Raw genomic sequence first — 19,945 nt, 5'->3', positions numbered from 1 at the left:
AAAATGGCTGAGTCAGTTATCGATCTGCAGAGCGTCAACAAGTGGTATGGCGAATTCCACGTGTTGCGGAATATCAATCTGAGCGTGAAGAAGGGCGAGCGTATCGTCATATGTGGACCGTCGGGGTCCGGCAAATCGACAATGATCCGCTGCATCAACCGGCTGGAGGAACATCAGAAGGGCCATATCATCGTCGATGGCACCGAACTGACCAACGACCTGAAGAATATCGACGCCATCCGGCGCGAGGTCGGCATGGTGTTCCAGCACTTCAACCTGTTTCCGCACCTTACCGTGCTGGAAAACCTGACGCTTGGCCCGATCTGGGTGCTCAAGAAGCCGAAGGCGGAAGCTGAGGAAACCGCGATGAAGTATCTCAATCGCGTGCGCATCCCGGAGCAGGCCAACAAGTTCCCCGGCCAGCTTTCGGGCGGCCAGCAGCAGCGCGTCGCCATCGCGCGGTCGCTCTGCATGAACCCCAAGATCATGCTGTTCGATGAGCCGACCTCGGCGCTCGATCCCGAAATGGTCAAGGAAGTGCTGGACGTGATGATCGGCCTGGCCCAGGAAGGCGGCATGACCATGCTCTGCGTCACCCATGAAATGGGTTTCGCCCGCAAGGTGGCCGACCGGGTGATCTTCATGGATCGCGGCGAGATCATCGAGCAGAACACGCCTGACGAGTTCTTCTCGAACCCGCAGAATGAACGCACCCAGTTGTTCCTGAGCCAGATCCTGCATTAAGCAGCCATACTGCAATAAGCAGATCGGCATATCTTAAAACCGTGCTACGCTCCTCCCATAACAGATGGGAGGAGCGTCATGCGTTTTGCAGCCGCGATTCTTCTAAGTCTCCTGTTCATTCCGTCAGCCAGGGCACAGCTCCCGACTGTCGATCCCGCCAACCAGTATCGCCTGATCGGACCTGCAGACCGCAGCGACAGCCGCTGCATCGGTCAGTCGGAGACGCCGCTCTGCGCCGTCGAAACGCTGCTGGCCTGCTTCGCGCGCCGCGATGCCGAGCTGTGCCGCATTGTCTGGTCGGGCGGCGAGGGTGTGTCAGGCTTCCTGGCCAAGCTGCAGAGCTCGCGCTACTGGTGGAGCTATCGTATTGCGGCGGCCGAGCTGTCCGGTGCCGGCGAGGCGCTGATCGCCGTGGCGGGCCGCATGTGCGGCCTGCAGACTGCCGAGCCCGACTGCTTCACCACGCCGGCGCCGCCGACCAGCTACCGGCTGCGTCAGGTCGACGGCCGCTGGCAGGTGGTCGACTGGCAGTCGCCGCCGGGACAGCATCCGGCCGCGCACTGAACACGCTGGCAGCAAAGCGGAACTTGGCCATTCTGTTACCGTTGTATCAGGTATGACACGTCTGTTCGATATTCTGCGCCATCTCTCGGCAGGCTGGCGGCTGCTGATCTGCCTCTGCATCGGCAGCGGGATTTTCCTCTGGCCCTTCGAGCCCGACGATCCGATGGTGCATGCCGGTGCAGCCTGGCTGGCCGGCGTGCTGCTGTTCCTCGGCTGGACCGCCTATGCCGTCCATTGCATCTCCATCGCGCAGTTGCGCAAACGTGCCCGCGAGCTGGATGACAACGCCTGGGTCGTCTCGCTGCTGGTGGTAATCGCGGCCCTGATCAGCCTGTTAGGGCTTGGCCTGATAATCTATGGCAAGGGTGGGGCGACCGGGCTTGTGCTGGGATTGCGGCTGGGCTTTGGCGGCGCCAGCCTGATCGCGTCGTGGTTTTTGATCCATACCGTGCTGGCGCTGCATTACGCGCATCTGTATTACGGCGATGCAGAGGGCGATGGCAAGAAAGCCGATCGCAAGGGGCTCGAATTCCCCGGCAAGGGCGATCCTGACTACTCAGATTTCTTCTACTATTCCTTCGTCATCGGCATGACCTGCCAGGTCTCCGATATCAGCATCCAGTCGCGCGGCATGCGTCGGCTAACGCTGGTGCACAGTATCGTCTCGTTTTTCTTCAACACCACCGTGATCGCGCTGACGGTCAACCTGATCGCCAGCAACTGAGTCAGACGAAGTAGCGAATGGCAACCGCCACGATCATGCCGATCGAGATGGCGGTCATAGATTTCCGGATCGCGATCATGATACCGATGGCTGCCGCCAGGCCGGCCCACATGGCCGGATCGCCCTTCACCACAGCGGCTACCACGATGGCGACCAGCACGCCGCCGGCGGTCTGGCGCAGGAAGCGCTCCAGCTTCGGCGACAGGGTGACATAGCCCATCAGCCAGAAGCCGCCAGCGCGCGTCGCGTAAGTAACAATGCCCATGCCGAGAATGGCAATCACGGCGGCCGTGTCGAATGTGGTCAGACCCTCGATCATGCCGCTTTTTCCTCATCGCGGCTGGTGATGAGTCCGGCAAGGCCGGCGCAGATGCCGCCGATCAGGATGTACCAGTTGCCCGGCAGCCACAGCAGCGCGCCCACGGTGCCGGCCGTGGCCGCGATCCAGGGCCAGATGTCGTCGCGACCGCGATAGAGGCCGACGACAGAGGTGGCGAAGACGCCGGCGATCAGCACATCCAGACCCCAGCGTTTCACATCCAGGCCACCACTGCTAATCAATGCGCCAACAGCAGTGCCGCCGACCCAGACCGGCCATTGCATGATCATGGTGCCGAGCAGGATGCCGAGATCGCGGCGGCCATTCATCATCGCCTGCAGGGTAATGGCCCAGCCCGCGTCCGTCATTCCAGCCGAGACCGGCAACACCTGGCGCAGTGGCAGGTTGGAGATATAGGGATACAGCGCGGCGCCCATCACGATATGGCGTGCATTGACCAGAAAGGCGGTCAGGATGATCGCCGCGACCGGCAGCGGCATGGCGGTCCACAGTGCCAGCACGGCGAACTGCGCGCTGCCGGCAAAGGCGGCCACGCTCATCAGGATGGCTTCGCCTGGCGTCATGCCGACGCCCAGCGCAGCCGCGCCAAAAGCGAGGCCGAAGGGCAGTGCGCTGATGCTGTATGGCATAGTCAGCTTCATGCCGTGCAAGATGCCGGCGCGGGTAAAGGTTGCCGGTTCCGGCTGGTCGGGGAGCGATTCCATGGAGGCGAAAGTTAGGGATTGGCCGGCAGCCAGTCAACCGGTATGATGGTTATATGGGTGAGGCTCTCCGTATCGTATCCACCGGACTCCATGGCGGCCATCCGGCGCTGGATTTCGTCAACACGCTGGATTGGCGCGACCGTCCCGCGGCCGAGGGCGGACCCGACGAGATGCTGGTGTCTTATGCCGCCCTGCTGGCCTGCTGGCGCCGGCTCGACATCATTGGCGCCGCCGCACAAGCAGGGCTGGAGCGTGCCGCTGTGCGCCAGCCGGCGCAGGCCGCTGTCGTGCTGGCCGAGGCGATAGACCTGCGCGAAGCGCTGCATCGTCTGGCCCAGGCCGCACGACAGGGCAAGGCTGCGAAACCTGCAGATCTCGACGTGCTGAACCGCTGCCTGCTGCGTTACCCTGAGGGGCGCGTGATCGCGGCGGTGAACGGTGCGCGGCTTGGCTGGAAGGCGCATGGCGACGGGCTGGAACTAGGCTCTCCGCTTGGCGCGATGGCGCGGCTGGGGGCGGAGTTGCTGGTGAGCGCCGAGCCGGCCAGCATTCGCTGCTGCGCCGGTCCGGGTTGCGGCTGGTTGTTTCACGATACAAGCCCGAACAAGCGTCGCCGCTGGTGCTCGATGGAAAGCTGCGGCAATCGCGCGAAAGCGCGCCGGCACTATCAGAAACACAAGAACTGATCCCGCAGCCAAGCTTCCACTGCCGGAACTTTCATCTCTGCGGTTTCTTTTGGAATGGCTCCAAAAGACCAGCAAGGGATGAATCATCATGGCGAAGACGACGCGCACGGCGAAGCCTGCGGCAGGCAAGACCAGGATCAAGACCGTCGCGGGCAAGGGCGGTGAGACACACCAGCAGACCGACAGCGACGACCGCGCCCTGACGACCAACCAGGGCGTTCCGATCTCCGACAACCAGAACTCGCTCAAGTCGGGCGCGCGGGGACCCACGCTGCTGGAAGACTTCGTCCTGCGCGAGAAGATCACGCATTTCGATCACGAGCGCATCCCCGAGCGTATCGTGCATGCGCGCGGCTCGGGCGCGCATGGCTATTTCCGGCCCTACAAGGATATGAGTGCGCTCACGCGCGCCGCCTTCCTGCGCAACCCGCGCGAAAAGACGCGCGTTTTTGTGCGCTTCTCAACCGTGGCCGGCGGCGCCGGTTCGGCCGATACGGTGCGCGATGTGCGCGGTTTTGCCGTCAAGTTCTATACCTCGGAAGGCAACTTCGATCTGGTCGGCAACAACATCCCGGTCTTCTTCATCCAGGATGCGATGAAATTCCCCGACCTGGTGCATTCGGTGAAGATGGAAGCCGACCGCGCCTTTCCGCAGGCAGCCTCGGCGCATGACACCTTCTGGGATTTCGTGTCGCTGGTGCCGGAGAGCACGCATATGCTGATGTGGGCGATGTCGGATCGCGGCATCCCGCGCAGCTACCGCATGATGGAAGGCTTCGGTGTCCACACCTTCCGTTTCGTCAATGAGAAGGGCAATTCCACCTTCGTGAAGTTCCACTGGCGGCCCACGATCGGTTCTACCTCGCTGATCTGGGACGAGGCCGTAAAGCTTGCTGGCGCGGATTACGACTTCCATCGCCGTGACCTGTGGAATGCCATCGAGGCCGGCGACTATCCGGAATTCGAACTCGGCATCCAGGCCTTCGACGAGAAGACGGCCAACAAGCTCGGCTTCGACGTGCTGGACCCGACCAAGGTGATCCCGGAAGAAATCATTCCGCTGCAGATGATCGGCAAGCTGGTGCTGGATCGCAATCCGGACAACTTCTTCGCCGAGACCGAGCAGGTGGCCTTCCATCCCGGGCATGTCGTGCCGGGCATCGATTTCACCAATGATCCGCTGCTGCAGGGCCGGCTGTTTTCCTACATAGACACTCAGCTCAGTCGTCTGGGCGGGCCGAACTTCCACGAGATCGAGATCAACAAGCCAGTCTGCCCGATGCGCAACTTCCAGCGTGATGGCCTGATGCGCATGGCGGTCGCCAAGGGGCGGGTGAATTATGAGCCCAACAGTCTTGGCGCCGATACCCCGCGTGAGACACCAACGGGCTTTGCCAGTTTCCCCGAACCCTCCGACGGACCAAAGTTGCGCCAGCGGCCGGAAAGCTTCGCCGACCATTACAGTCATGCGCGTTTGTTCTGGCTCTCGATGACCAGGCCGGAGCAGCAGCATATCGTCAGTGCTTTCGCCTTTGAACTGGCCAAGGTGGAAACCATCGCCATCCGCCGCCGCGTGCTGGGCCGGCTGAAGCTGGTGCATGCCGATCTGTGCAACGGCGTGGAAGCCGCGCTGGGCATGGAAGGCGAAGCCGAGACGCTGCAGCCTGCCGTAGCGGCCAAGACGATGAAAATCTCGAAGGCGCTCAGCCTGATTGCCAAGGCGCAACCGACCATCAAGGGCCGCAAGATCGGTGTGCTGGTCACCGATGGCGCGGATGCGAAACTCCTGAAAGCCGTGCAGGATGCAGCGCATGGCGAAGGCGCGATGGTGGAGATCGTCGCGCCGAAGATCGGCGGCACCAAACTGGGCAACGGCAGCACGGTGGTGGCCAATCACACCATTTCAGGCGGGCCGTCTGTGCTGTTCGATGCCGTCGTGCTGCTGCCGTCAGCCGATGGCGTGAAGAAACTGGTGCGCGAGGCTGGCGCGGTAGCCTGGGTGCATGACGCCTTCAGCCATCTCAAGGTGATCGGCAATGTTGCTGCCGCGAAGCCGCTGATGGACAAGGCCGGGGTCGAGCCCGATGACGGGATTGTCGCTCTGGAGGGGGCTGGTGGTACCAAGGCCTTCATCGCTGCCGCCAAGCAGCATCGCATCTGGGATCGCGAACCGAAGCTGAGAAGTCCCGGCTAACGTCGCGGGTCGAACAGCGCGTCGCGCATCTGGAAGGGGCGGAAGCCGCATTTCTGATACAGCGGCAGCGCAGCCGGGTGGTCGAGATTACAGGTATTCACCGTCAGCCGGTCGATGCCGGAGGACCAGGCCTGTCGGATGCCGGCGCGCAACAGCCAGGGCCCGATGCCGCGGCCGAAGAATTCCGGAGTCAGCCCGAAATAGGCGATGTTGACGGTCCTGCGGTCATCGGCATCGGTGTTGCGGCGGTCGAGTTCGATATAGCCGGCCGGCACGCCGCCGACATAGGGCACCCAGATTTCCACATGCGGATCGGTGATGATGCCGCCGAGCGCCAGATCGGTCATGCGATGGCGGTCGACCCAGTGCCACGGACGGCCGACGACATCGTAGAGATAACGGTAGAATCCGGTGGTCGGCTTGTCGAGTTTCAACAGCGCGAGCTTGGGCACCAGCGGCGGCAGGTTGGCCGTCTCCGGTGGCGTTCTGGTCATCTCCAGATAGACGACGGTGACATTGTAGCGGCCATCGTCCAGCAGGGTGGCTGGCGGCAGACGGAAGATCGCCGGTGCAACCGTTTCAGACGAGCGGATATCGCGCGCCTCGGCCAAGCGTCATCTCCTCAGGCAACTTCCGCCGGCAGGTCGGTGCGACCGGCCCATTCGGTCCACGACCCGTCATAGACCGCAACCTGGCGATGGCCGAGCAGATGCATGCCCAGTGTCAGGATGCAGGCCGACACGCCCGAGCCGCAGGTATTCACCACCGGCTTGCTCAGGTCGACACCGGCCTTGCCGAAAATGTCCTTCAGCGCCTCGGCGGACTGGAACAGGCCGGTCGTGGGATCTGTCATCAGCGACGATGGCACGTTCAGCGAGCCTGGAATATGGCCGCCGCGCAGGCCGATGCGTGGCTCCGCCTCGGTGCCGTCGAAACGCCCCTTGCTGCGTGCATCCACCACCTGTTCGCGTTTGCTGCCGATATTCGTGCGCACCTGATCCACGTCGCGCACCAGAAGATCGTTGCGGCGCGCGGTGAAATGCCGCTCGCGAGGCAGTGGCGGCAGGTCTTCCACCGGGCGGCCCTCGGCCTTCCACTTCTTGAAGCCGCCATTCAGCACGGCCACGTCGGTATGGCCGAAGACGCGGAACATCCACCAGGCACGCGGGGCGGAGAGATGCACATCCGAGCCGTCATAGACCACGATGCGGTTGCCGTCGCCGATGCCAAGCCGGCGCATGCGGGCGGCGAATTTTTCCGGGTTAGGCAGCATGTGCGGCAGCGGCACGTCGAGATCGGCAATCTCGTCGATATCGAAAAACACTGCGCCGGGAATATGCGCGTCGTTGTATTCGGCCTTGCCGTTACGGCTCATGGTCGGCAGATACCAGGAAGCATCGACGATGCGCAAGTCGGGCGCCTTCAGGTGCTCGGCCAGCCACTCGGTCGAAACCAGTGCATCCGGATTGACATACGACGACATCGTTTGCTCCCTGATCAGACTACTTGAGCCGCGAAAGCGATATTCACGCGGCGGTTCTGTTTGCCCTTGTTCTCGATCTTGACGACGGCGACCGGACCAATCTCGCCGGTGCGGCCGACGTGGGTTCCACCGCAGGCCTGCAGGTCGAGTGGTTTGTCCAGCCCGGCCACTTCGATCAGACGCACCTTGCCAAGGCCCATCGGCGGCTTCACCGCCATGGTCTTCACCAGGTCGGGACTGTTCAGCAGCTCATCATCGGTGATCCAGCGCGCGGTGACGGCATGGTCGCCGGTGATCAGTTCGTTCAGCTTGGCGGTCAGCGTGTCCTTGTCCGGGATGCTGTCGGCCATGTCGAAATCCAGCCGGCCCTTGCCGTCGCTGACCTGGCCGCCCGTGACGGGGAAGGGCACCAGCACCGACAGCAGATGCAGGCAGGTATGCATGCGCATCAGACGATGGCGGCGGTCCCAGTCAAGGTCCAGCCTGCCTTTCGCGCCGACTTTCAGCGCAGCCGAACCCGCGGCCGGCACATGCACGATGCCATCCGGGCCGTCGCCCTTGCGCGTGTCGGATATTTCCACCGTCTCGCCGCTTTCCAGCACGAAGCGGCCAGTATCGCCAGGCTGGCCGCCGCCCATCGGGTAGAAGATGGTGGTGTCGGTCTGGAAGCCGCGTTCGTCGATCGCCGTGACGACGGCGTCGCAGGATTTCAGATAGGCATCGTCGCGAAACAGGAAGCTGGTCATCTGGCTTTAGCTCATCCAGGGCGGTACGGGCAGATTCTTGGAGCGCAGGAATTCGGGATTGAACATCTTGCTCTGATAGCGCGCACCGCCATCGCACAGGATGGTAACGATCGTGTGGCCCGGCCCCATCTTTTTGGCAAGACGGATCGCCGCCGCGATGTTGATGCCGGACGAGCCGCCCAGCACCAGTCCCTCATGCTCGATCAGGTCGAACACCACCGGGAGGGCTTCCTCGTCCGGGATCTGGAACGCGTCATCGGGCGTGATGCCTTCCAGATTGGCGGTGATGCGCCCCTGGCCGATGCCTTCGGTGATCGAGCTGCCCTCGGCCTTCAGTTCGCCGTGCTTGTAGTAGTGATACAGCGCGGCGCCCATCGGGTCGGCCAGCGCCACCTGGATTTTCGGATTGCGCTCTTTCAGCGCCATCAGCACGCCTGCGAAAGTCCCGCCGGAGCCGACCGCGCAGGTGAAGCCATCCACCTTGCCATCGGTCTGCTCCCAGATTTCCGGCCCGGTGGTGTGCAGATGCGCGTCGCGGTTGGCGACATTGTCGAACTGGTTGGCCCAGATCGCGCCGTTCGGCTCGGTCTTGGCGATTTCCTCGGCCAGCCGGCCCGAATACTTCACGTAGTTGTTCGGGTCCTTGTAGGGCACGGCAGGCACCAGCCGCAGATCGGCGCCGCACAGGCGCAGGAAGTCCTTCTTCTCCTGGCTCTGGGTATCAGGCATCACGATCACGGTCTTGAAACCGAGCGCATTGCCGACCAGCGCCAGACCAATACCGGTATTGCCGGCGGTGCCCTCCACAATGGTGCCGCCCGGACGCAGCGTGCCGCGCTTGAGCGCATCCTGCACGATGTACAGCGCGGCGCGGTCCTTCACCGAGCCGCCGGGATTCATGAATTCGGCCTTGCCGTAGATATTGCAGCCGGTCAGTTCGGACGCGCGGCGCAGGCGGATCAGAGGGGTGCGGCCGATGCTGTCGATGAAGTCTTTGCGAGTATCCATAACGCTCTCAAATCAGGGGGGAGCGCGGCCATATAATGCGCTTTCCCGGGCAATCCATGCCTCCATCCTATACCGAGGGGGGGTTAGGGCTGCAACCCGCGTGGATCCGCCCAGGTTTGGCGCAGTTTGTCCCGGTGCAGGGCAAGCCAGAGCAGGCCGAAAGCCACCAGCGGATTGGGGGTTTTCCCAGCCTCCCAGAGGGCATAGGCCTTGGCAAAGGGCAGGGTGAAAACCCGGATTTCCTCATTCTCGCTGGCGACCCCATGCACACCGTCAGCCTGTGTCGCATCCACCGGCGCGCAGAAAATATGATAGCGCTCAGTGCAGAAGCCGGGTGTCGCGTAGATTGAGTTGATGAAGATCAGCGGCCCGATGGGGTCGAGGCCGCTTTCCTCCTTCATTTCCCGCAGCGCAACCTCTTCCAGGCTTTCGCCGTCCTCGATCAGGCCGGCCACCACTTCGGTCATCCAGGCGCGGTCGCCATTGACCAGGGCGGAGGTGCGGAACTGTTCGGCCAGCACCACTTCATCGCGCCTGGGATCATAGGGGACCACGCTCACGGCATCGCCGCGTCCCACCACCTCGCGGCTGATCACCGGCGTCATGCCGCCACGGAACAGGCCGTGGCGCAGGTGCAGTTCATCCACCTTCAGATGCCGGTCGTAGACGCGCTCATGGCTGACGATTTCGATCGGGTAGGGCTGCTTGGACGTGTCTAGCGGCTTGTGCATGGCATCGGACCCTGGTCTTGCAATGAACGGAGGAAGGCGGCCTTGTCACGCTGTTGCCAGCGCGGCAGGACCCAGTCGTGGAAGTCGGCTGGCAGCGAAGCGCCTGCCGGCAGGAAGACCCGGGCGCGACCCGGCGCGACGCCACCTGTGCGGGACCGGCGCACCGGCAGGACGCGGGTGACGTATTCCGGACCCTCATAAGCGCTCAGGCGCGGTGCATCGCTGGCGCGGGCCGGGCGGAACAGCAGGCCGGCCACCTGACTGCCAGCGGCCCGCAGCAGCACCGGATAGCTGCGGCCGCGGGCCTGCTTGCGGCGGTAGCCGGGCAGGCGAGCGGGGCGGAGCTGGTGCGGACCGGGCCGATAGCCAAGAACCAGCCGCTGCACATCCGCATCGCACAGCGTGCCGTAGAAAAAATACATCATGGCGGGCAATCTTGACCGGACTGGGGATTGATCCAGATTACATCTCGAAACGTACAATACCGTGTAGAGCAGCAGGCGAAACTTCGCAAAGATCAGGGCTGTGACCGATTTGGCCGCACATACCGATTCGACCCCTCTGGGCCCGACCCACCATATTCCGGCCGAGTTGCTGTTGGATTACGCGACAGGCACCTTGTCCGAGGCCTGGTCGCTGGCGGCCGCCTGCCATCTCACCCTTTGCCCGCATTGCCGCCATGAGCTGAAGGCCGTCGAGGCCATGGCCGGCAGCATGGTCGAGCAGATCGTGCCGCAGCCCATTGCCGATCAGGACCGGGCCGTGGCCGGGTTTGCCGGCATCGCCGGGCGGCTTGGCCCGCAGGAATCGGCCCGCAACGCACGGCCCGTCGCCGACCCCGATGGCCTGCCGCAGCCCTTGCGCCAGTATCTCGGTGGCGGTCTGGCCGATGTCCGCTGGCGCTGGAGCGGGGCCGGGTTGCAGTCCTTTGCTTTGCCCATGACCAGGCAGAGGAAGGCGGGCGGCATGGTCAGCCTGCTGAAAGTGGCGCCTGGCGCCGGCCTGCCGCGGCACACGCATACGGGCGATGAAATCACGCTGGTTCTCAGCGGCGGCTATACTGCCGGCGATGCGGCCTTCCGCCGCGGCGATGTCGAGATCGCCGATCCTGCCGTTGAACACCGTCCGCTCGCCATGCTGGACCAGCCCTGCATCTGTCTGGCGATCACCGATGCGCCGCTGCGCTTCAGCGGAGCGCTTGGCTGGTTCTTCAATCAATGGGCGCGTTTCTCCGCCTGAGCGCATTTCTGGTGGTGCTGGCGCTGCCATGGGCGGTGCTGGCCGGGATGCCTGCGTCGAGCGAGCGATATGATTTCCAGGTGTTGCGCAACGGTTCGCCGATCGGACATCACCGCGTGGTCGTACGCAGCGAGGGGCAGCGTAGCGAGGTCGATGTCGATATTGAACTTCGGGTCAGGGCCGCCGGCTTCCTCACGCTCTTTCGCTATCTTCACCAGTCGCGCGAGATCTGGGAGGGCGACCGCCTGGTCAGCCTGCGGTCGACCACCGACAATGATGGCCGTCAGGAATATCTGAACGCACAGGCTGGTGCAGATGGTCTGCGGGTGAACGGGTCGGGCTACAGCGGTTTATTGCCGGCCGATACCATGCCGACGAGCTACTGGCGGCCCGATTTCGTGCGCCGCGCGACGATCATGGACAGCCAGAATGGCCGTCGCCTCGATCTTGCCATCCGTCCGCAGCAGTACGAACTCGCCAGTGCTGCGCACAACGAGGTGCCGGCGCAACGCTATCACCTGAGCGGCGACGTCGAGCTGACCCTGTGGTATGGCCGCGACGGGCGCTGGGTGAAAACCGCTTTCACCGCCCGCGACGGCTCCCAGATCGAATACCTGCTGCAATGACGGCAGGCGGCAACGGAGTCGTGTGGATCACCGGGGCCGGTTCAGGTATCGGCCGTGCGCTGGCGTTGCGCTACCTGCGGGCCGGCGCGGTTGTGGCCGGCACGGCGCGGCGTATCGACACGCTGGAAAGCCTCAAGGCTGAAGCAGGGCAGGCCGGCAGCCAGTTCAATGCCTTGCCAGCAGACCTTATCGATCTCGCCGCCACCCGTGCGACGGTGGCGCGGATCGAGGCCGAGCTCGGCCCGATCCGGCTCGCGGTGCTGAATGCCGGCACCCATTTGCCGACACCGGGGCGGTCGTTCCGGGCAGAGGCGGTGCGGCAGTTGCTGGATGCCAATGTGATGACGGTGGCCAATGCACTCGACGCGGTGCTGCCGGTCCTGCTGGCGCGGCGCACAGGCATGGTGGCGATCAATGCCTCGCTGGCCGGCTATCGCGGCCTGCCGTCGGCGGCGGGCTACGGCGCCAGCAAGGCGGCGCTGATCAACATGGCTGAGGCCCTGAAGCTGGATTTGCAAGATAGCGGCATCCGTGTACGGCTGATCGCACCTGGTTTCGTCAAGACGCCGCTGACCGACCGAAACCCGTTTCCCATGCCATTCCTGATGCCGGTGGACGCGGCGGCCGAACGGTTATGGCAGGCGCTCGAAAGCGGCAGCGGGTTCGAGATCGTGTTCCCGCGCCGCTTTGCCTGGTTGCTCAAGCTGCTGCGGTTGCTGCCTTACCGCATCTACTTCCCGCTCGTCAGCCGGATGACACGAAGTTAGGCGCTGCGGCTGAAGCCGTATTGCAGTACGTCGATGGTGCCGGCGTTGAAGCCGCCTTCGCAATAGGCCAGGTAATAGCGCCACATGCGACGGAAGCGCTCGTCGAACGCCAGCTTGTTGCGGGCGTCCAGTGCGCGAATCTGCGGCCAGGCCGCCTCGAAACTCCTGTGCCACAGATGCAGCGTGCGGGCGTAATCGCGGCCGAAGCTGAAAGCATCCTCGACTCTGAGTCCGGCCAGCGTGGCCTGCTGCTGCACGGCCTGTGGTGACAGCAGCATGCCACCAGGGAAAACATGCGCCTGGATGAAATCCATCGTGCTGCGGTAGTCCTCGAAATAACGGTCGGCAATCACGATGGCCTGGATGCCGGCGCGGCCATGCGGCAGTAGCCGCTCGCGCAACTGGGTGAAATAGCGCGGCCAGTATTTCTCGCCCACAGCCTCGATCATCTCGATGGAGGCGATCGCGTCATAGCGACGGGTCAGATCTCGATAATCGCGCAGTTCGATCTGCACCTGCTCGCTTAAACCTTCCCGCTGAATACGCGCCTGCGCGTAATCATGCTGCTCGCGGCTGATCGTGACGGCATGCACCTGCGCGCCGAACTCGCGCGCGGCCAGACTGGCAAAGCCACCCCAGCCGCAGCCGATTTCCAGCACGCGCTGACCGGGCCTGAGGCGCAGCACTTCGCCGGCGAGGCGGCGGTATTTCTCGGTCTGTGCCTGTTCCAGCGTCTGCTGCTCGTCACGCCACAATGCGGCCGAATAGGTCATGCCCGGATCAAGCCAGCGGGCGTAGAAGTCGTTGCCGAGGTCGTAGTGGTAAGCGATGTTCCGGCGGCTGCCGCGCCGGCTGTTGGCGGCCAGCGCGAAACCGATGCGACGCAGCAGCCGCAGCCATGGTTTGCCCATCAGCGTGTTGTCGAGCTCGCCGTTGCGACAGGCCCATTCGGTCAGCACGGCCAGATCCGGGCTATCGAAATCGCCGTCGAGATAGGCTTCGCCGACCGCGAGGTTGCCGCCCAGCAGCAGGCGTTTGGCCAGCCGGTGACGATTGATGTCGAGCCGTGCATCGGGGCCGGGCTGCGTGCCGCGGGCCTGCAACGCGCGGCCATCGGGCAGGGTGACGGTGAGGCTGCCATGCGTAACCCGTGCGGCCAGTGCCAGCATCAGCCGGGTCCAGCGCGGCACATTGCGAAGGCGCAGTGCGTCCTGCGCGGTCTTCAGCAGCAGCGGTTCAGCACTGGCTGCGGCGCGATGCGCTGCGCCGGCAGGACTGATCGTTTCGGCGGCGCGACCCAGCGCTGACTTGCGATCCGCAAAGACGTCACTCATGCATCACTCCGCGGCGTTCCTGTCATTGGCCGGTCGGCCGGTCGACACCGCCTCACGCGGCGGTTCCGTCCAGCGGAAGAAGGCTGCACCCTTGCGCCAGAGCTGCAGCGCCTCCCAATGGATCCCGGCCATGACTTTTACGGTCATCAGCGGGTGGCGGATGAAGGCTTTCAACAGACTGTGATCGTTCAGCACGTCGCGCCGCCCGGTCTGCGCTGCCACCAGTTGCACGGCCCCGCTGGGCGACAACTGGGTGATGGTGATGCCGATTTTCTCGCCCGGCGGCAGCAGGCGGAAACGGTATTGGCCCTCCAGCGGCAGGAAGGGCGAGACATGGAATTGCTTGGTGGCGCTCTGCTCGATTGTGAGGCCGGCGTTCTGCGGCGGTACCTCGATCAGGTAGCCGTGCTGGTCGCCGAAGGTGTTCTTCACTTCGTACAGCACGGCGCGCAGGCGATCGTCCGTGTCATAGCAGAAGAAGACGCTGAGCGGATTGAACACATAACCGAACAGGCGCGGGAAGCAGAAGATGCGGATGCGTGCTGCCGCCTCCTGCAGGCCGTCGCGCGCGAGTGCCGCCTCGACCCAGGGCCGCAAGCCTGAGCCGTCGCGCGGACCGTGATCGCGGTCGTGGAAACTGAACAGGCCGAAGCGATTATGGCGCAGCAGCCGAGAAGCTGCCGTGATCTCGGGCAGCCGGTCGATATCCAGCAGCAGGGAAAAGACGCGGTAATCGAACTTGTGCCGGAAGGGCAGCAGTCGCTCATGCATCACCCGGCACCAGTAGAGACTGGCGGCAGGCAATGCCATGACGGCAGGTTCCATCACGCGGCGGCCTCCTGCTGCGCAGTCGCAGTGTCGGCAAAGGGCGTCGCCCCCAGCGCCTCGGCCACACGCAGTCCTGCCGTGAAGCCGTCCTCGTGGAAGCCGTATTTGCACCAGGCGCCACAGAACCACAGCCGGTCCTTGCCCTGGATGTCGCCGATCCGCGCCTGCGCGTCGATGGCGGCACGGTCGAACAGCGGATGCTCGTAGGCGAATTCAGCAAAAACCAGATCGTCACGCGGTTCGGTCACCGGGTTCATGGTGACGAACAATGGCCGGCTGCTGTCGATGGATTGCAGCAGGTTCATCCAGTAGGTGAGGCCGACGCGGCGCTGCAGGTCGCGGCGCGGCTCGGACAGGTAGTTCCAGCTCGCCCAGACATTGCGCCGCCGCGGCATCAGCGCAGGATCGCGATGCAGCACCGCGCGGTTGGGCTCGAAACGGAAACTGCCGAGCAGGCTGCGTTCCTGCGGTGTCGCCTGATCGTCCAGCAGGCGCAACGCCTGATCGGCATGACAGGCCAGCACGACCTGGTCAAAATGGCTGCTGCCGCGCGCGGTAACGACACCGACACCGTCAGTACCCCGATGCACGGCATGCACCGGCGTGTGCAGATGCAGCGCGAAATCGCTGTCGGCCAGCAGACGCTTCACATATTCGCGGCTGCCGCCCTGCACGGTGTACCATTGCGGACGGTCGTCGATGCTGAGCAGGCCGTGATTGCGGAAGAAATTCGCAAAGGTTTCGGCCGGGAACGCCATCATCTCGGCCAGCGGCGCCGACCAGATCGCGGCGCCCATCGGCAGCAGGTAGTCCAGCATGAAACTGTCGCTGTATCTGCCACGCGCCAGATAGTCGCCGAGGCTGAGGCCCGTCATGCGACCGGCGACGAGGTCCGTCACGGTAGTTTTGTTGAAGCGCAGGATGTCGCGCCACATGCGATGAAAACTGGGACGCAGCAGGTTCCGCTTCTGCGCGAACAGCGTGGCGAGGTTGTTGCCGCTCCATTCCAGCGTGCCGCCGCCGACGGAGACCGCAAAGGACATGTCGCTCTTGATCGCCGGCACATCCAGATGCGCGAACAGGCGGGTCAGGTTGGGGTAATTCCAATCGTTGAAAACGATGAATCCGGTATCGACCGCAATGGATGCGCCGTCGTAATCAATATCGACCGTATTGCTGTGGCCACCGGGCGTGGCATTGGCCTCGAATACGGTGACATCATGGTGTCGCGCCAATGCCCAGGCTGCGCCCAGGCCGCTGATGCCGGCGCCGATCACAGCGATACGTTGTCGCCGTCTCCCCGCAGTTTCCGTCATACATCCCCCACTGCCTGACCAGCATCATTACGCAAAGCCGCAAAGGCTGCCAGTGCCGCCTTGCGCGCCGTGTCATGATCCACCACGGGCAGCGGGTAGTCGCGCCCGAGCACAAGTCCGGCCTGTTTCAGCACACCGTCGGGGGCGGCCCAGGGCTTGTGAATGTATTTGTTGGGTAGTTGCGCCAACTCCGGCACCCAGCGCCGCACATAGTCACCCTCAGGGTCGAATTTCTCGCCCTGCATGATCGGATTGAAAATGCGGAAATACGGCGCGGCATCGGCGCCGGAGCCGGCCACCCATTGCCAGCCGCCGGCATTGTTGGCGAGGTTGGCATCGACCAGCGTATCCCAGAACCAGGCTTCGCCCACGCGCCAGTCCTGCAGCAGATGCTTGATCAGGAAGGAGGCTGCGATCATGCGCACGCGATTGTGCATCCAGCCTGTATGCCAGAGCTGGCGCATGCCGGCGTCGACGATGGGATAGCCGGTGCTGCCGGCCTGCCACGCTTTCACGTGATCTGCATTGGGGTTCCACGGAAAGGCGTCGAAGTCAGAGCGGAAATTCTGCTGTGGCAGGGTCGGGAAATGGAACAGCAGATGGTGGCAGAATTCGCGCCAGCCGATTTCGGACAGGAACTTCGCGGCATTCTGTGCGATACCGGCGCCGCCCTGATCGGCCGCCATCTGCACGGCATGCCAGACCTGACGCGGGCTGATTTCACCAAAATGCAGATGCGGCGACAGGCGCGATGTGCAGTTCAGGTCGGGCCGGTCGCGGCCATCGGCATAGCGATACAGGTCCTTGTCGATGAACGCCTGTAATCGTTCCGTCGCGCCGGCTTCGCCCGGTGTCCAGCTGTCGCGCAGGCCGCCGGCCCAGTCGGGCCTGGTCGGCAGCAGGCCCCAGCTGTCGAGCGCATCGCTGTCGAGTGCGCCGGTGTAGGGCGTCAGGGTCTTCGGCGCGCGCTGCGGCGCGGGCGAGGGTTGCGCCAGACAGGCGCGCCAGAAGGGCGTAAACACCTTGAACCAGCCACCGGCCTGCGTCTTCACCGTCCAGGGTTCGAACAGTAGGGCGGCGTTATGCGTTTCGACCTCGATGCTGCTGGTTTGCAGCGCGGCCTTGATCGTGGTGTCGCGCGAAATCCCGGCCGGTTCATAGACGCGGCTCCAGTATACGGCGCCCGCGTCGGTCTCGCGCAGCAGCGCTGGCAGCAACGTCGCCGGATTGCCGCGGCGCAGGACGAGCTGCAGACCGTACTGCTTGCGTAAAGCGGCGGTGAGCTTTGCGAGGCTGTGATGCAGCCACCAGCGTGCCGCGCTGCCCAAAGCCCAATCGCCCGTCGCGGTTTCAAGAATGTAAAGCGCAATCACCGGCCGGCCGGAGGCGGCCGCGGCAGCCAGCGCCGGATTGTCGTTCAGGCGCAGGTCCTGGCGAAACCAGACAATGAGGGGAGAGGAGGAGGCAGAAACAGGGGACGTCATGCCAAACCGTATCGCGATGCTGCCGCGCGCAACTGGCGGCATTCATCATTTTGATACGTAAGACGGCACAGGGTGGATCACCCTTGTGGTTCGGCTGAATCAGCGGATCGGCGTCTCGACGTCGCGTTCCAGCAGCCGCAGCGCCAGCGAGGCGGCCTGGGTGCGGTTGAACACCTGCATCTTGGTGAAGATCTGGCGCAGATGCGCCTTCACGGTCACTTCCTGCACGCCCAGGCGGATCGCGATGGCCTTGTTTGAATCGCCCTGGCTGACCCATTTCAGCACTTCGCGTTCGCGATCGGTCAGCGCGGCAAGGCGCGGATCGGCTGGTTCGGCGACCGCGGCGGGCCGTGCGGCGCCATCGTCGCTGCCTTCCAGTTCGTGGCGCAGGCTGCGCAGCAATTCGCGGTCGTCGGCGCCAGCTTTCGCGCGTTCAGCCAGATTGGCGAATTTCGCGGCGGCGATGTAGCTCGGCAGGAATTCCTCATACAGCCGCAGCGCCTTCACCACGGTGAGGATCATGGTCTGCTGCGTCAGTTCGGTCTTTTCCTTGTAGTCGTTGATGCCGTGGTTCGACACCACGGTCAGCGGCGGCGCCTGGCCCGGCTGGCCGGTGCGGATCACGATCTGTGTCGACTTGTTGTTCAGGTCGGTGCGGATGAAATCGACCAGCGCCAGCCCGGCATGTTCGGTCTCCATCACCACGTCCAGCAGCACCAGCGCGATATCCGTATTGTCGCGCATCACGTCGCGCGCTTCGGTGGCGGAATAGGCGCTGAGGAAATTCAGACCGCGCTTGCGATAGTTGAAATTGCGCAGCAGCAGCTTGGTGAGCGAATGAACGTCGGGCTCATCGTCGACGATCAGGACTTTCCAGTTACGTTTGTCGCTCGCGCCGCCGCCTGGAGGGCCAGGCGGGCGCGTATCGTCCAGAAAGTTGATCGAGGGGTCTGCCAAGTGGTGTCTCCCGTTGCGGGAGCAGTGTAGCCGATCGGCCACCAAAAGAAACGCAGGCTGGTCGAGTCTTCGGCCCGGCTTCACCGTTTTTTGCGTTTAGTTGCGCAGGCGTATCATCGTGTCGGCGTCGCTCAGCAGCCGGCCATCGGCGGCGCGCAGTTCCAGCGGACGCACCGGCTCAGCTTTTTCGCGATCCAGCAGCTCGATCCGGCAGGCACCAGTGGGAAACTGGTGTGTCTCACCCCATTGCCGCAGGGCGACCAGCACAGGGAAGAGGTCGCGGCCCTTCTGGGTCAGCACATACTCCTTGTAAGCGCCGCCATCAGTTGCAGGCACGGTGTCCAGAATCCCGGCGGCTACTAGGTCACGCAGCCGCGTGGTCAGGATGTTTTTCGCCATCCCCAGGCTTTTCTGGAATTCGCCGAAGCGGCGCAGGCCAAACATGGCGTCGCGCACGATCAGCAGCGACCACCAGTCGCCCACGGCATCCAGCGCCCGGGCCACGGGGCAGTCAGCATCGTTCAGGCTGGTCCGTCTCATCCGTGTCTCCTGTGCGCGCCGTCACGCGCCGCCCGGTCAATGTGGTTGCATCATAAAACTGACGAGATTACACCACAAGCATGGTTTTATGATGAAACCAAAGAAACGGACAGGAGACTTCCATGAGGCTCAAGAACAAGACGGCGCTAATCACCGGTGGCAACAGCGGTATCGGCCTGGCCACCGCGAAGCTTTTCATCGCCGAAGGCGCCCGCGTGGCGATCACTGGCCGCAACCGGGCCACGCTGGACGCCGCCCTGGCCGAACTCGGCCCCAACGCAATTGCCCTGCAGGCCGACGCCACCGATGTCGCTGCCACGGAGCAGGCGGTGGCCGATGCGGCGGAGGCTTTCGGCAAGCTGGATATCGTGTTCGCCAATGCCGGCGTCCCCGGCCGCACGCCGGTCGGCGCCAGCACCCTGGAGGCTTTCGAGCAGGTGCTGCGCACCAACATCACCGGCGCCTTCTTCACCGTGCAGGCCGCCGCGCCATACCTGAATGACGGCGGTGCGATCATCCTGACCGGCTCGGTGATGTCTGAGATGGGTTCGCCGGGGTCCGCGGCCTATGCCGCCAGCAAGGCCGGTCTGCGTGGCATGAGCCGCGTGCTGGCCTCGGAATTCGCGCCGCGCGGCATCCGCGTCAACGTCGTGTCGCCCGGCGCCACCCGCACGCCGATCTGGGACAGTTCTGCCCCAACACCGGACGCGAAGGCACAGCTGGAAAAGCGGTTGTCGGGCGTCATCCCGCTTGGTCGCCTGGGCGAGGCCAACGAGATCGCGAAGACCGTGCTGTTCCTCGCCTCGGACGAGGCCGCCTATATCAACGGTGCCGAACTCTTCGTCGATGGCGGCACCAATGGCGCGCCGTTCGGCGGTCCGGTCTTCCGCGGCTAGTTGAGTCCGGGAGGGGGTATTCCCCCTCCCGGAA

Annotated in this window: 23 protein-coding genes; 9 read left to right on the top strand and 14 right to left on the bottom strand. The window is 64.0% G+C overall.

The genetic code is table 11. The features are described from left to right. The first annotated feature begins 3 nt into the window (after positions 1-3). The 3 genes from FNB15_RS18005 (at position 4) to FNB15_RS17995 (ending at position 2,032) form a co-directional block, all read left to right on the top strand. Entirely contained in the window at positions 4-744 is a 741-nt protein-coding gene (locus FNB15_RS18005; RefSeq protein WP_144258042.1) for an amino acid ABC transporter ATP-binding protein, read from the top strand. A gap of 78 nt (positions 745-822) precedes the next feature. Then, positions 823-1,308: a hypothetical protein gene (locus tag FNB15_RS18000; RefSeq protein ID WP_144258041.1), complete on the top strand. Its 486-nt coding sequence runs from the start codon at positions 823-825 to the stop codon at positions 1,306-1,308. Positions 1,309-1,360: 52 nt separating this feature from the next. Continuing rightward, complete coding sequence (locus tag FNB15_RS17995; RefSeq protein WP_144258040.1) at positions 1,361-2,032, top strand: DUF1345 domain-containing protein; 672 nt, start codon at positions 1,361-1,363, stop codon at positions 2,030-2,032. 1 nt (position 2,033) lies between these two features. On the opposite strand, the gene FNB15_RS17990 is transcribed toward FNB15_RS17995, so the two are convergent. After that, positions 2,034-2,351, bottom strand: coding sequence for an AzlD family protein (locus tag FNB15_RS17990; RefSeq protein WP_144258039.1), 318 nt, complete (start codon positions 2,349-2,351; stop codon positions 2,034-2,036). Continuing rightward, the gene (locus FNB15_RS17985) at positions 2,348-3,001 is read right to left on the bottom strand and encodes an AzlC family ABC transporter permease (RefSeq protein ID WP_185973601.1); all 654 of its coding nucleotides are present in this window, start codon (positions 2,999-3,001) and stop codon (positions 2,348-2,350) included. The genes FNB15_RS17990 and FNB15_RS17985 overlap by 4 nt, the downstream gene beginning before the upstream one ends. Positions 3,002-3,129: 128 nt before the next feature. Between FNB15_RS17985 and FNB15_RS17980 the strand changes: the two genes are divergently transcribed. After that, positions 3,130-3,762, top strand: a complete 633-nt coding sequence (locus tag FNB15_RS17980) for a CGNR zinc finger domain-containing protein (protein ID WP_144258037.1) — start codon at positions 3,130-3,132, stop codon at positions 3,760-3,762. 88 nt (positions 3,763-3,850) lie between these two features. Next, on the top strand, positions 3,851-5,956 hold the full coding sequence (locus FNB15_RS17975; RefSeq protein ID WP_144258036.1) for a catalase: 2,106 nt from the start codon (positions 3,851-3,853) through the stop codon (positions 5,954-5,956). Here FNB15_RS17975 and FNB15_RS17970 read toward each other — a convergent pair. The 6 genes from FNB15_RS17970 to FNB15_RS17945 all read right to left on the bottom strand — a co-directional run bounded on the left by FNB15_RS17970 (position 5,953) and on the right by FNB15_RS17945 (position 10,349). After that, on the bottom strand, positions 5,953-6,567 hold the full coding sequence (locus tag FNB15_RS17970) for a GNAT family N-acetyltransferase (protein WP_246068724.1): 615 nt from the start codon (positions 6,565-6,567) through the stop codon (positions 5,953-5,955). The genes FNB15_RS17975 and FNB15_RS17970 overlap by 4 nt on opposite strands. Positions 6,568-6,578: 11 nt before the next feature. Then, positions 6,579-7,439 (bottom strand): 3-mercaptopyruvate sulfurtransferase, encoded by an 861-nt coding sequence (gene sseA / locus FNB15_RS17965; protein WP_144258035.1) that lies wholly within the window; start codon positions 7,437-7,439, stop codon positions 6,579-6,581. A gap of 14 nt (positions 7,440-7,453) precedes the next feature. Further along, on the bottom strand, positions 7,454-8,185 hold the full coding sequence (locus FNB15_RS17960) for an alanyl-tRNA editing protein (protein WP_144258034.1): 732 nt from the start codon (positions 8,183-8,185) through the stop codon (positions 7,454-7,456). Between the two features lie 6 nt (positions 8,186-8,191). Then, positions 8,192-9,193 (bottom strand): cysteine synthase A, encoded by a 1,002-nt coding sequence (locus tag FNB15_RS17955; RefSeq protein WP_144258033.1) that lies wholly within the window; start codon positions 9,191-9,193, stop codon positions 8,192-8,194. A gap of 83 nt (positions 9,194-9,276) precedes the next feature. Beyond that, the gene (locus FNB15_RS17950) at positions 9,277-9,924 is read right to left on the bottom strand and encodes an NUDIX domain-containing protein (RefSeq protein ID WP_144258032.1); all 648 of its coding nucleotides are present in this window, start codon (positions 9,922-9,924) and stop codon (positions 9,277-9,279) included. Further along, positions 9,909-10,349 carry a gamma-glutamylcyclotransferase family protein gene (locus FNB15_RS17945; RefSeq protein WP_144258031.1) on the bottom strand — a complete coding sequence of 147 codons (441 nt, stop codon included), beginning with the start codon at positions 10,347-10,349 and terminating at the stop codon, positions 9,909-9,911. The genes FNB15_RS17950 and FNB15_RS17945 overlap by 16 nt, the downstream gene beginning before the upstream one ends. Before the next feature lie 100 nt (positions 10,350-10,449). On the opposite strand from FNB15_RS17945, the gene FNB15_RS17940 reads away from it, so the two are divergent. From FNB15_RS17940 to FNB15_RS17930, 3 genes are read left to right on the top strand one after another with little or no spacing between them, the layout of a single operon-like run. Next, positions 10,450-11,163 carry a ChrR family anti-sigma-E factor gene (locus tag FNB15_RS17940; RefSeq protein WP_185973600.1) on the top strand — a complete coding sequence of 238 codons (714 nt, stop codon included), beginning with the start codon at positions 10,450-10,452 and terminating at the stop codon, positions 11,161-11,163. After that, positions 11,142-11,789, top strand: coding sequence for a DUF6134 family protein (locus FNB15_RS17935; RefSeq protein ID WP_144258029.1), 648 nt, complete (start codon positions 11,142-11,144; stop codon positions 11,787-11,789). Before FNB15_RS17940 ends, FNB15_RS17935 begins: the two co-directional genes overlap by 22 nt. After that, positions 11,786-12,556, top strand: a complete 771-nt coding sequence (locus FNB15_RS17930; protein ID WP_144258028.1) for an SDR family NAD(P)-dependent oxidoreductase — start codon at positions 11,786-11,788, stop codon at positions 12,554-12,556. Before FNB15_RS17935 ends, FNB15_RS17930 begins: the two co-directional genes overlap by 4 nt. On the opposite strand, the gene FNB15_RS17925 is transcribed toward FNB15_RS17930, so the two are convergent. From FNB15_RS17925 to FNB15_RS17900, 6 genes are all read right to left on the bottom strand, one after another. Next, on the bottom strand, positions 12,553-13,890 hold the full coding sequence (locus FNB15_RS17925; RefSeq protein WP_144258027.1) for an SAM-dependent methyltransferase: 1,338 nt from the start codon (positions 13,888-13,890) through the stop codon (positions 12,553-12,555). The two genes, FNB15_RS17930 and FNB15_RS17925, sit on opposite strands and share 4 nt — an antisense overlap. Positions 13,891-13,893: 3 nt before the next feature. Beyond that, on the bottom strand, positions 13,894-14,715 hold the full coding sequence (locus FNB15_RS17920; protein WP_246068876.1) for a DUF1365 domain-containing protein: 822 nt from the start codon (positions 14,713-14,715) through the stop codon (positions 13,894-13,896). Beyond that, positions 14,715-16,034, bottom strand: a complete 1,320-nt coding sequence (locus FNB15_RS17915) for an NAD(P)/FAD-dependent oxidoreductase (RefSeq protein ID WP_144258026.1) — start codon at positions 16,032-16,034, stop codon at positions 14,715-14,717. Before FNB15_RS17915 ends, FNB15_RS17920 begins: the two co-directional genes overlap by 1 nt. Then, positions 16,031-17,518, bottom strand: coding sequence for a cryptochrome/photolyase family protein (locus tag FNB15_RS17910; protein ID WP_144258025.1), 1,488 nt, complete (start codon positions 17,516-17,518; stop codon positions 16,031-16,033). The genes FNB15_RS17915 and FNB15_RS17910 overlap by 4 nt, the downstream gene beginning before the upstream one ends. Before the next feature lie 99 nt (positions 17,519-17,617). Continuing rightward, positions 17,618-18,475 carry a LuxR C-terminal-related transcriptional regulator gene (locus FNB15_RS17905; RefSeq protein WP_185973599.1) on the bottom strand — a complete coding sequence of 286 codons (858 nt, stop codon included), beginning with the start codon at positions 18,473-18,475 and terminating at the stop codon, positions 17,618-17,620. A 96-nt stretch (positions 18,476-18,571) separates the two neighbouring features. Next, entirely contained in the window at positions 18,572-19,015 is a 444-nt protein-coding gene (locus tag FNB15_RS17900) for a winged helix-turn-helix transcriptional regulator (RefSeq protein WP_144258023.1), read from the bottom strand. A gap of 122 nt (positions 19,016-19,137) precedes the next feature. Between FNB15_RS17900 and FNB15_RS17895 the strand changes: the two genes are divergently transcribed. Continuing rightward, entirely contained in the window at positions 19,138-19,911 is a 774-nt protein-coding gene (locus FNB15_RS17895; protein WP_144258022.1) for a glucose 1-dehydrogenase, read from the top strand. Positions 19,912-19,945 lie beyond the last annotated feature (34 nt).

This window comes from Ferrovibrio terrae (genome assembly GCF_007197755.1).
Taxonomy (GTDB): Bacteria; Pseudomonadota; Alphaproteobacteria; order Ferrovibrionales; family Ferrovibrionaceae; genus Ferrovibrio; species Ferrovibrio terrae.
The sequence above is the reverse complement of the archived record's forward strand: the minus strand, read 5'-3'. Positions and strand labels throughout refer to the sequence as shown.

Bases quoted from the DNA above. Each gene is read 5' to 3' on its own strand.
- FNB15_RS17925 (WP_144258027.1), bottom strand. From the start codon at position 13,890: ATGAGTGACGTCTTTGCGGATCGCAAGTCAGCGCTGGGTCGCGCCGCC.
- FNB15_RS17955 (WP_144258033.1), bottom strand. From the start codon at position 9,193: ATGGATACTCGCAAAGACTTCATCGACAGCATCGGCCGCACCCCTCTG.
- FNB15_RS17990 (WP_144258039.1), bottom strand. From the start codon at position 2,351: ATGATCGAGGGTCTGACCACATTCGACACGGCCGCCGTGATTGCCATT.
- FNB15_RS17935 (WP_144258029.1), top strand. From the start codon at position 11,142: ATGGGCGCGTTTCTCCGCCTGAGCGCATTTCTGGTGGTGCTGGCGCTG.
- FNB15_RS17895 (WP_144258022.1), top strand. From the start codon at position 19,138: ATGAGGCTCAAGAACAAGACGGCGCTAATCACCGGTGGCAACAGCGGT.
- FNB15_RS17995 (WP_144258040.1), top strand. From the start codon at position 1,361: ATGACACGTCTGTTCGATATTCTGCGCCATCTCTCGGCAGGCTGGCGG.
- FNB15_RS17930 (WP_144258028.1), top strand. From the start codon at position 11,786: ATGACGGCAGGCGGCAACGGAGTCGTGTGGATCACCGGGGCCGGTTCA.
- sseA (WP_144258035.1), bottom strand. From the start codon at position 7,439: ATGTCGTCGTATGTCAATCCGGATGCACTGGTTTCGACCGAGTGGCTG.
- FNB15_RS17900 (WP_144258023.1), bottom strand. From the start codon at position 19,015: ATGAGACGGACCAGCCTGAACGATGCTGACTGCCCCGTGGCCCGGGCG.
- FNB15_RS17945 (WP_144258031.1), bottom strand. From the start codon at position 10,349: ATGATGTATTTTTTCTACGGCACGCTGTGCGATGCGGATGTGCAGCGG.
- FNB15_RS18000 (WP_144258041.1), top strand. From the start codon at position 823: ATGCGTTTTGCAGCCGCGATTCTTCTAAGTCTCCTGTTCATTCCGTCA.
- FNB15_RS17915 (WP_144258026.1), bottom strand. From the start codon at position 16,034: ATGACGGAAACTGCGGGGAGACGGCGACAACGTATCGCTGTGATCGGC.
- FNB15_RS17985 (WP_185973601.1), bottom strand. From the start codon at position 3,001: ATGCCATACAGCATCAGCGCACTGCCCTTCGGCCTCGCTTTTGGCGCG.
- FNB15_RS18005 (WP_144258042.1), top strand. From the start codon at position 4: ATGGCTGAGTCAGTTATCGATCTGCAGAGCGTCAACAAGTGGTATGGC.
- FNB15_RS17975 (WP_144258036.1), top strand. From the start codon at position 3,851: ATGGCGAAGACGACGCGCACGGCGAAGCCTGCGGCAGGCAAGACCAGG.
- FNB15_RS17980 (WP_144258037.1), top strand. From the start codon at position 3,130: ATGGGTGAGGCTCTCCGTATCGTATCCACCGGACTCCATGGCGGCCAT.
- FNB15_RS17920 (WP_246068876.1), bottom strand. From the start codon at position 14,715: ATGGAACCTGCCGTCATGGCATTGCCTGCCGCCAGTCTCTACTGGTGC.
- FNB15_RS17950 (WP_144258032.1), bottom strand. From the start codon at position 9,924: ATGCACAAGCCGCTAGACACGTCCAAGCAGCCCTACCCGATCGAAATC.
- FNB15_RS17960 (WP_144258034.1), bottom strand. From the start codon at position 8,185: ATGACCAGCTTCCTGTTTCGCGACGATGCCTATCTGAAATCCTGCGAC.
- FNB15_RS17910 (WP_144258025.1), bottom strand. From the start codon at position 17,518: ATGACGTCCCCTGTTTCTGCCTCCTCCTCTCCCCTCATTGTCTGGTTT.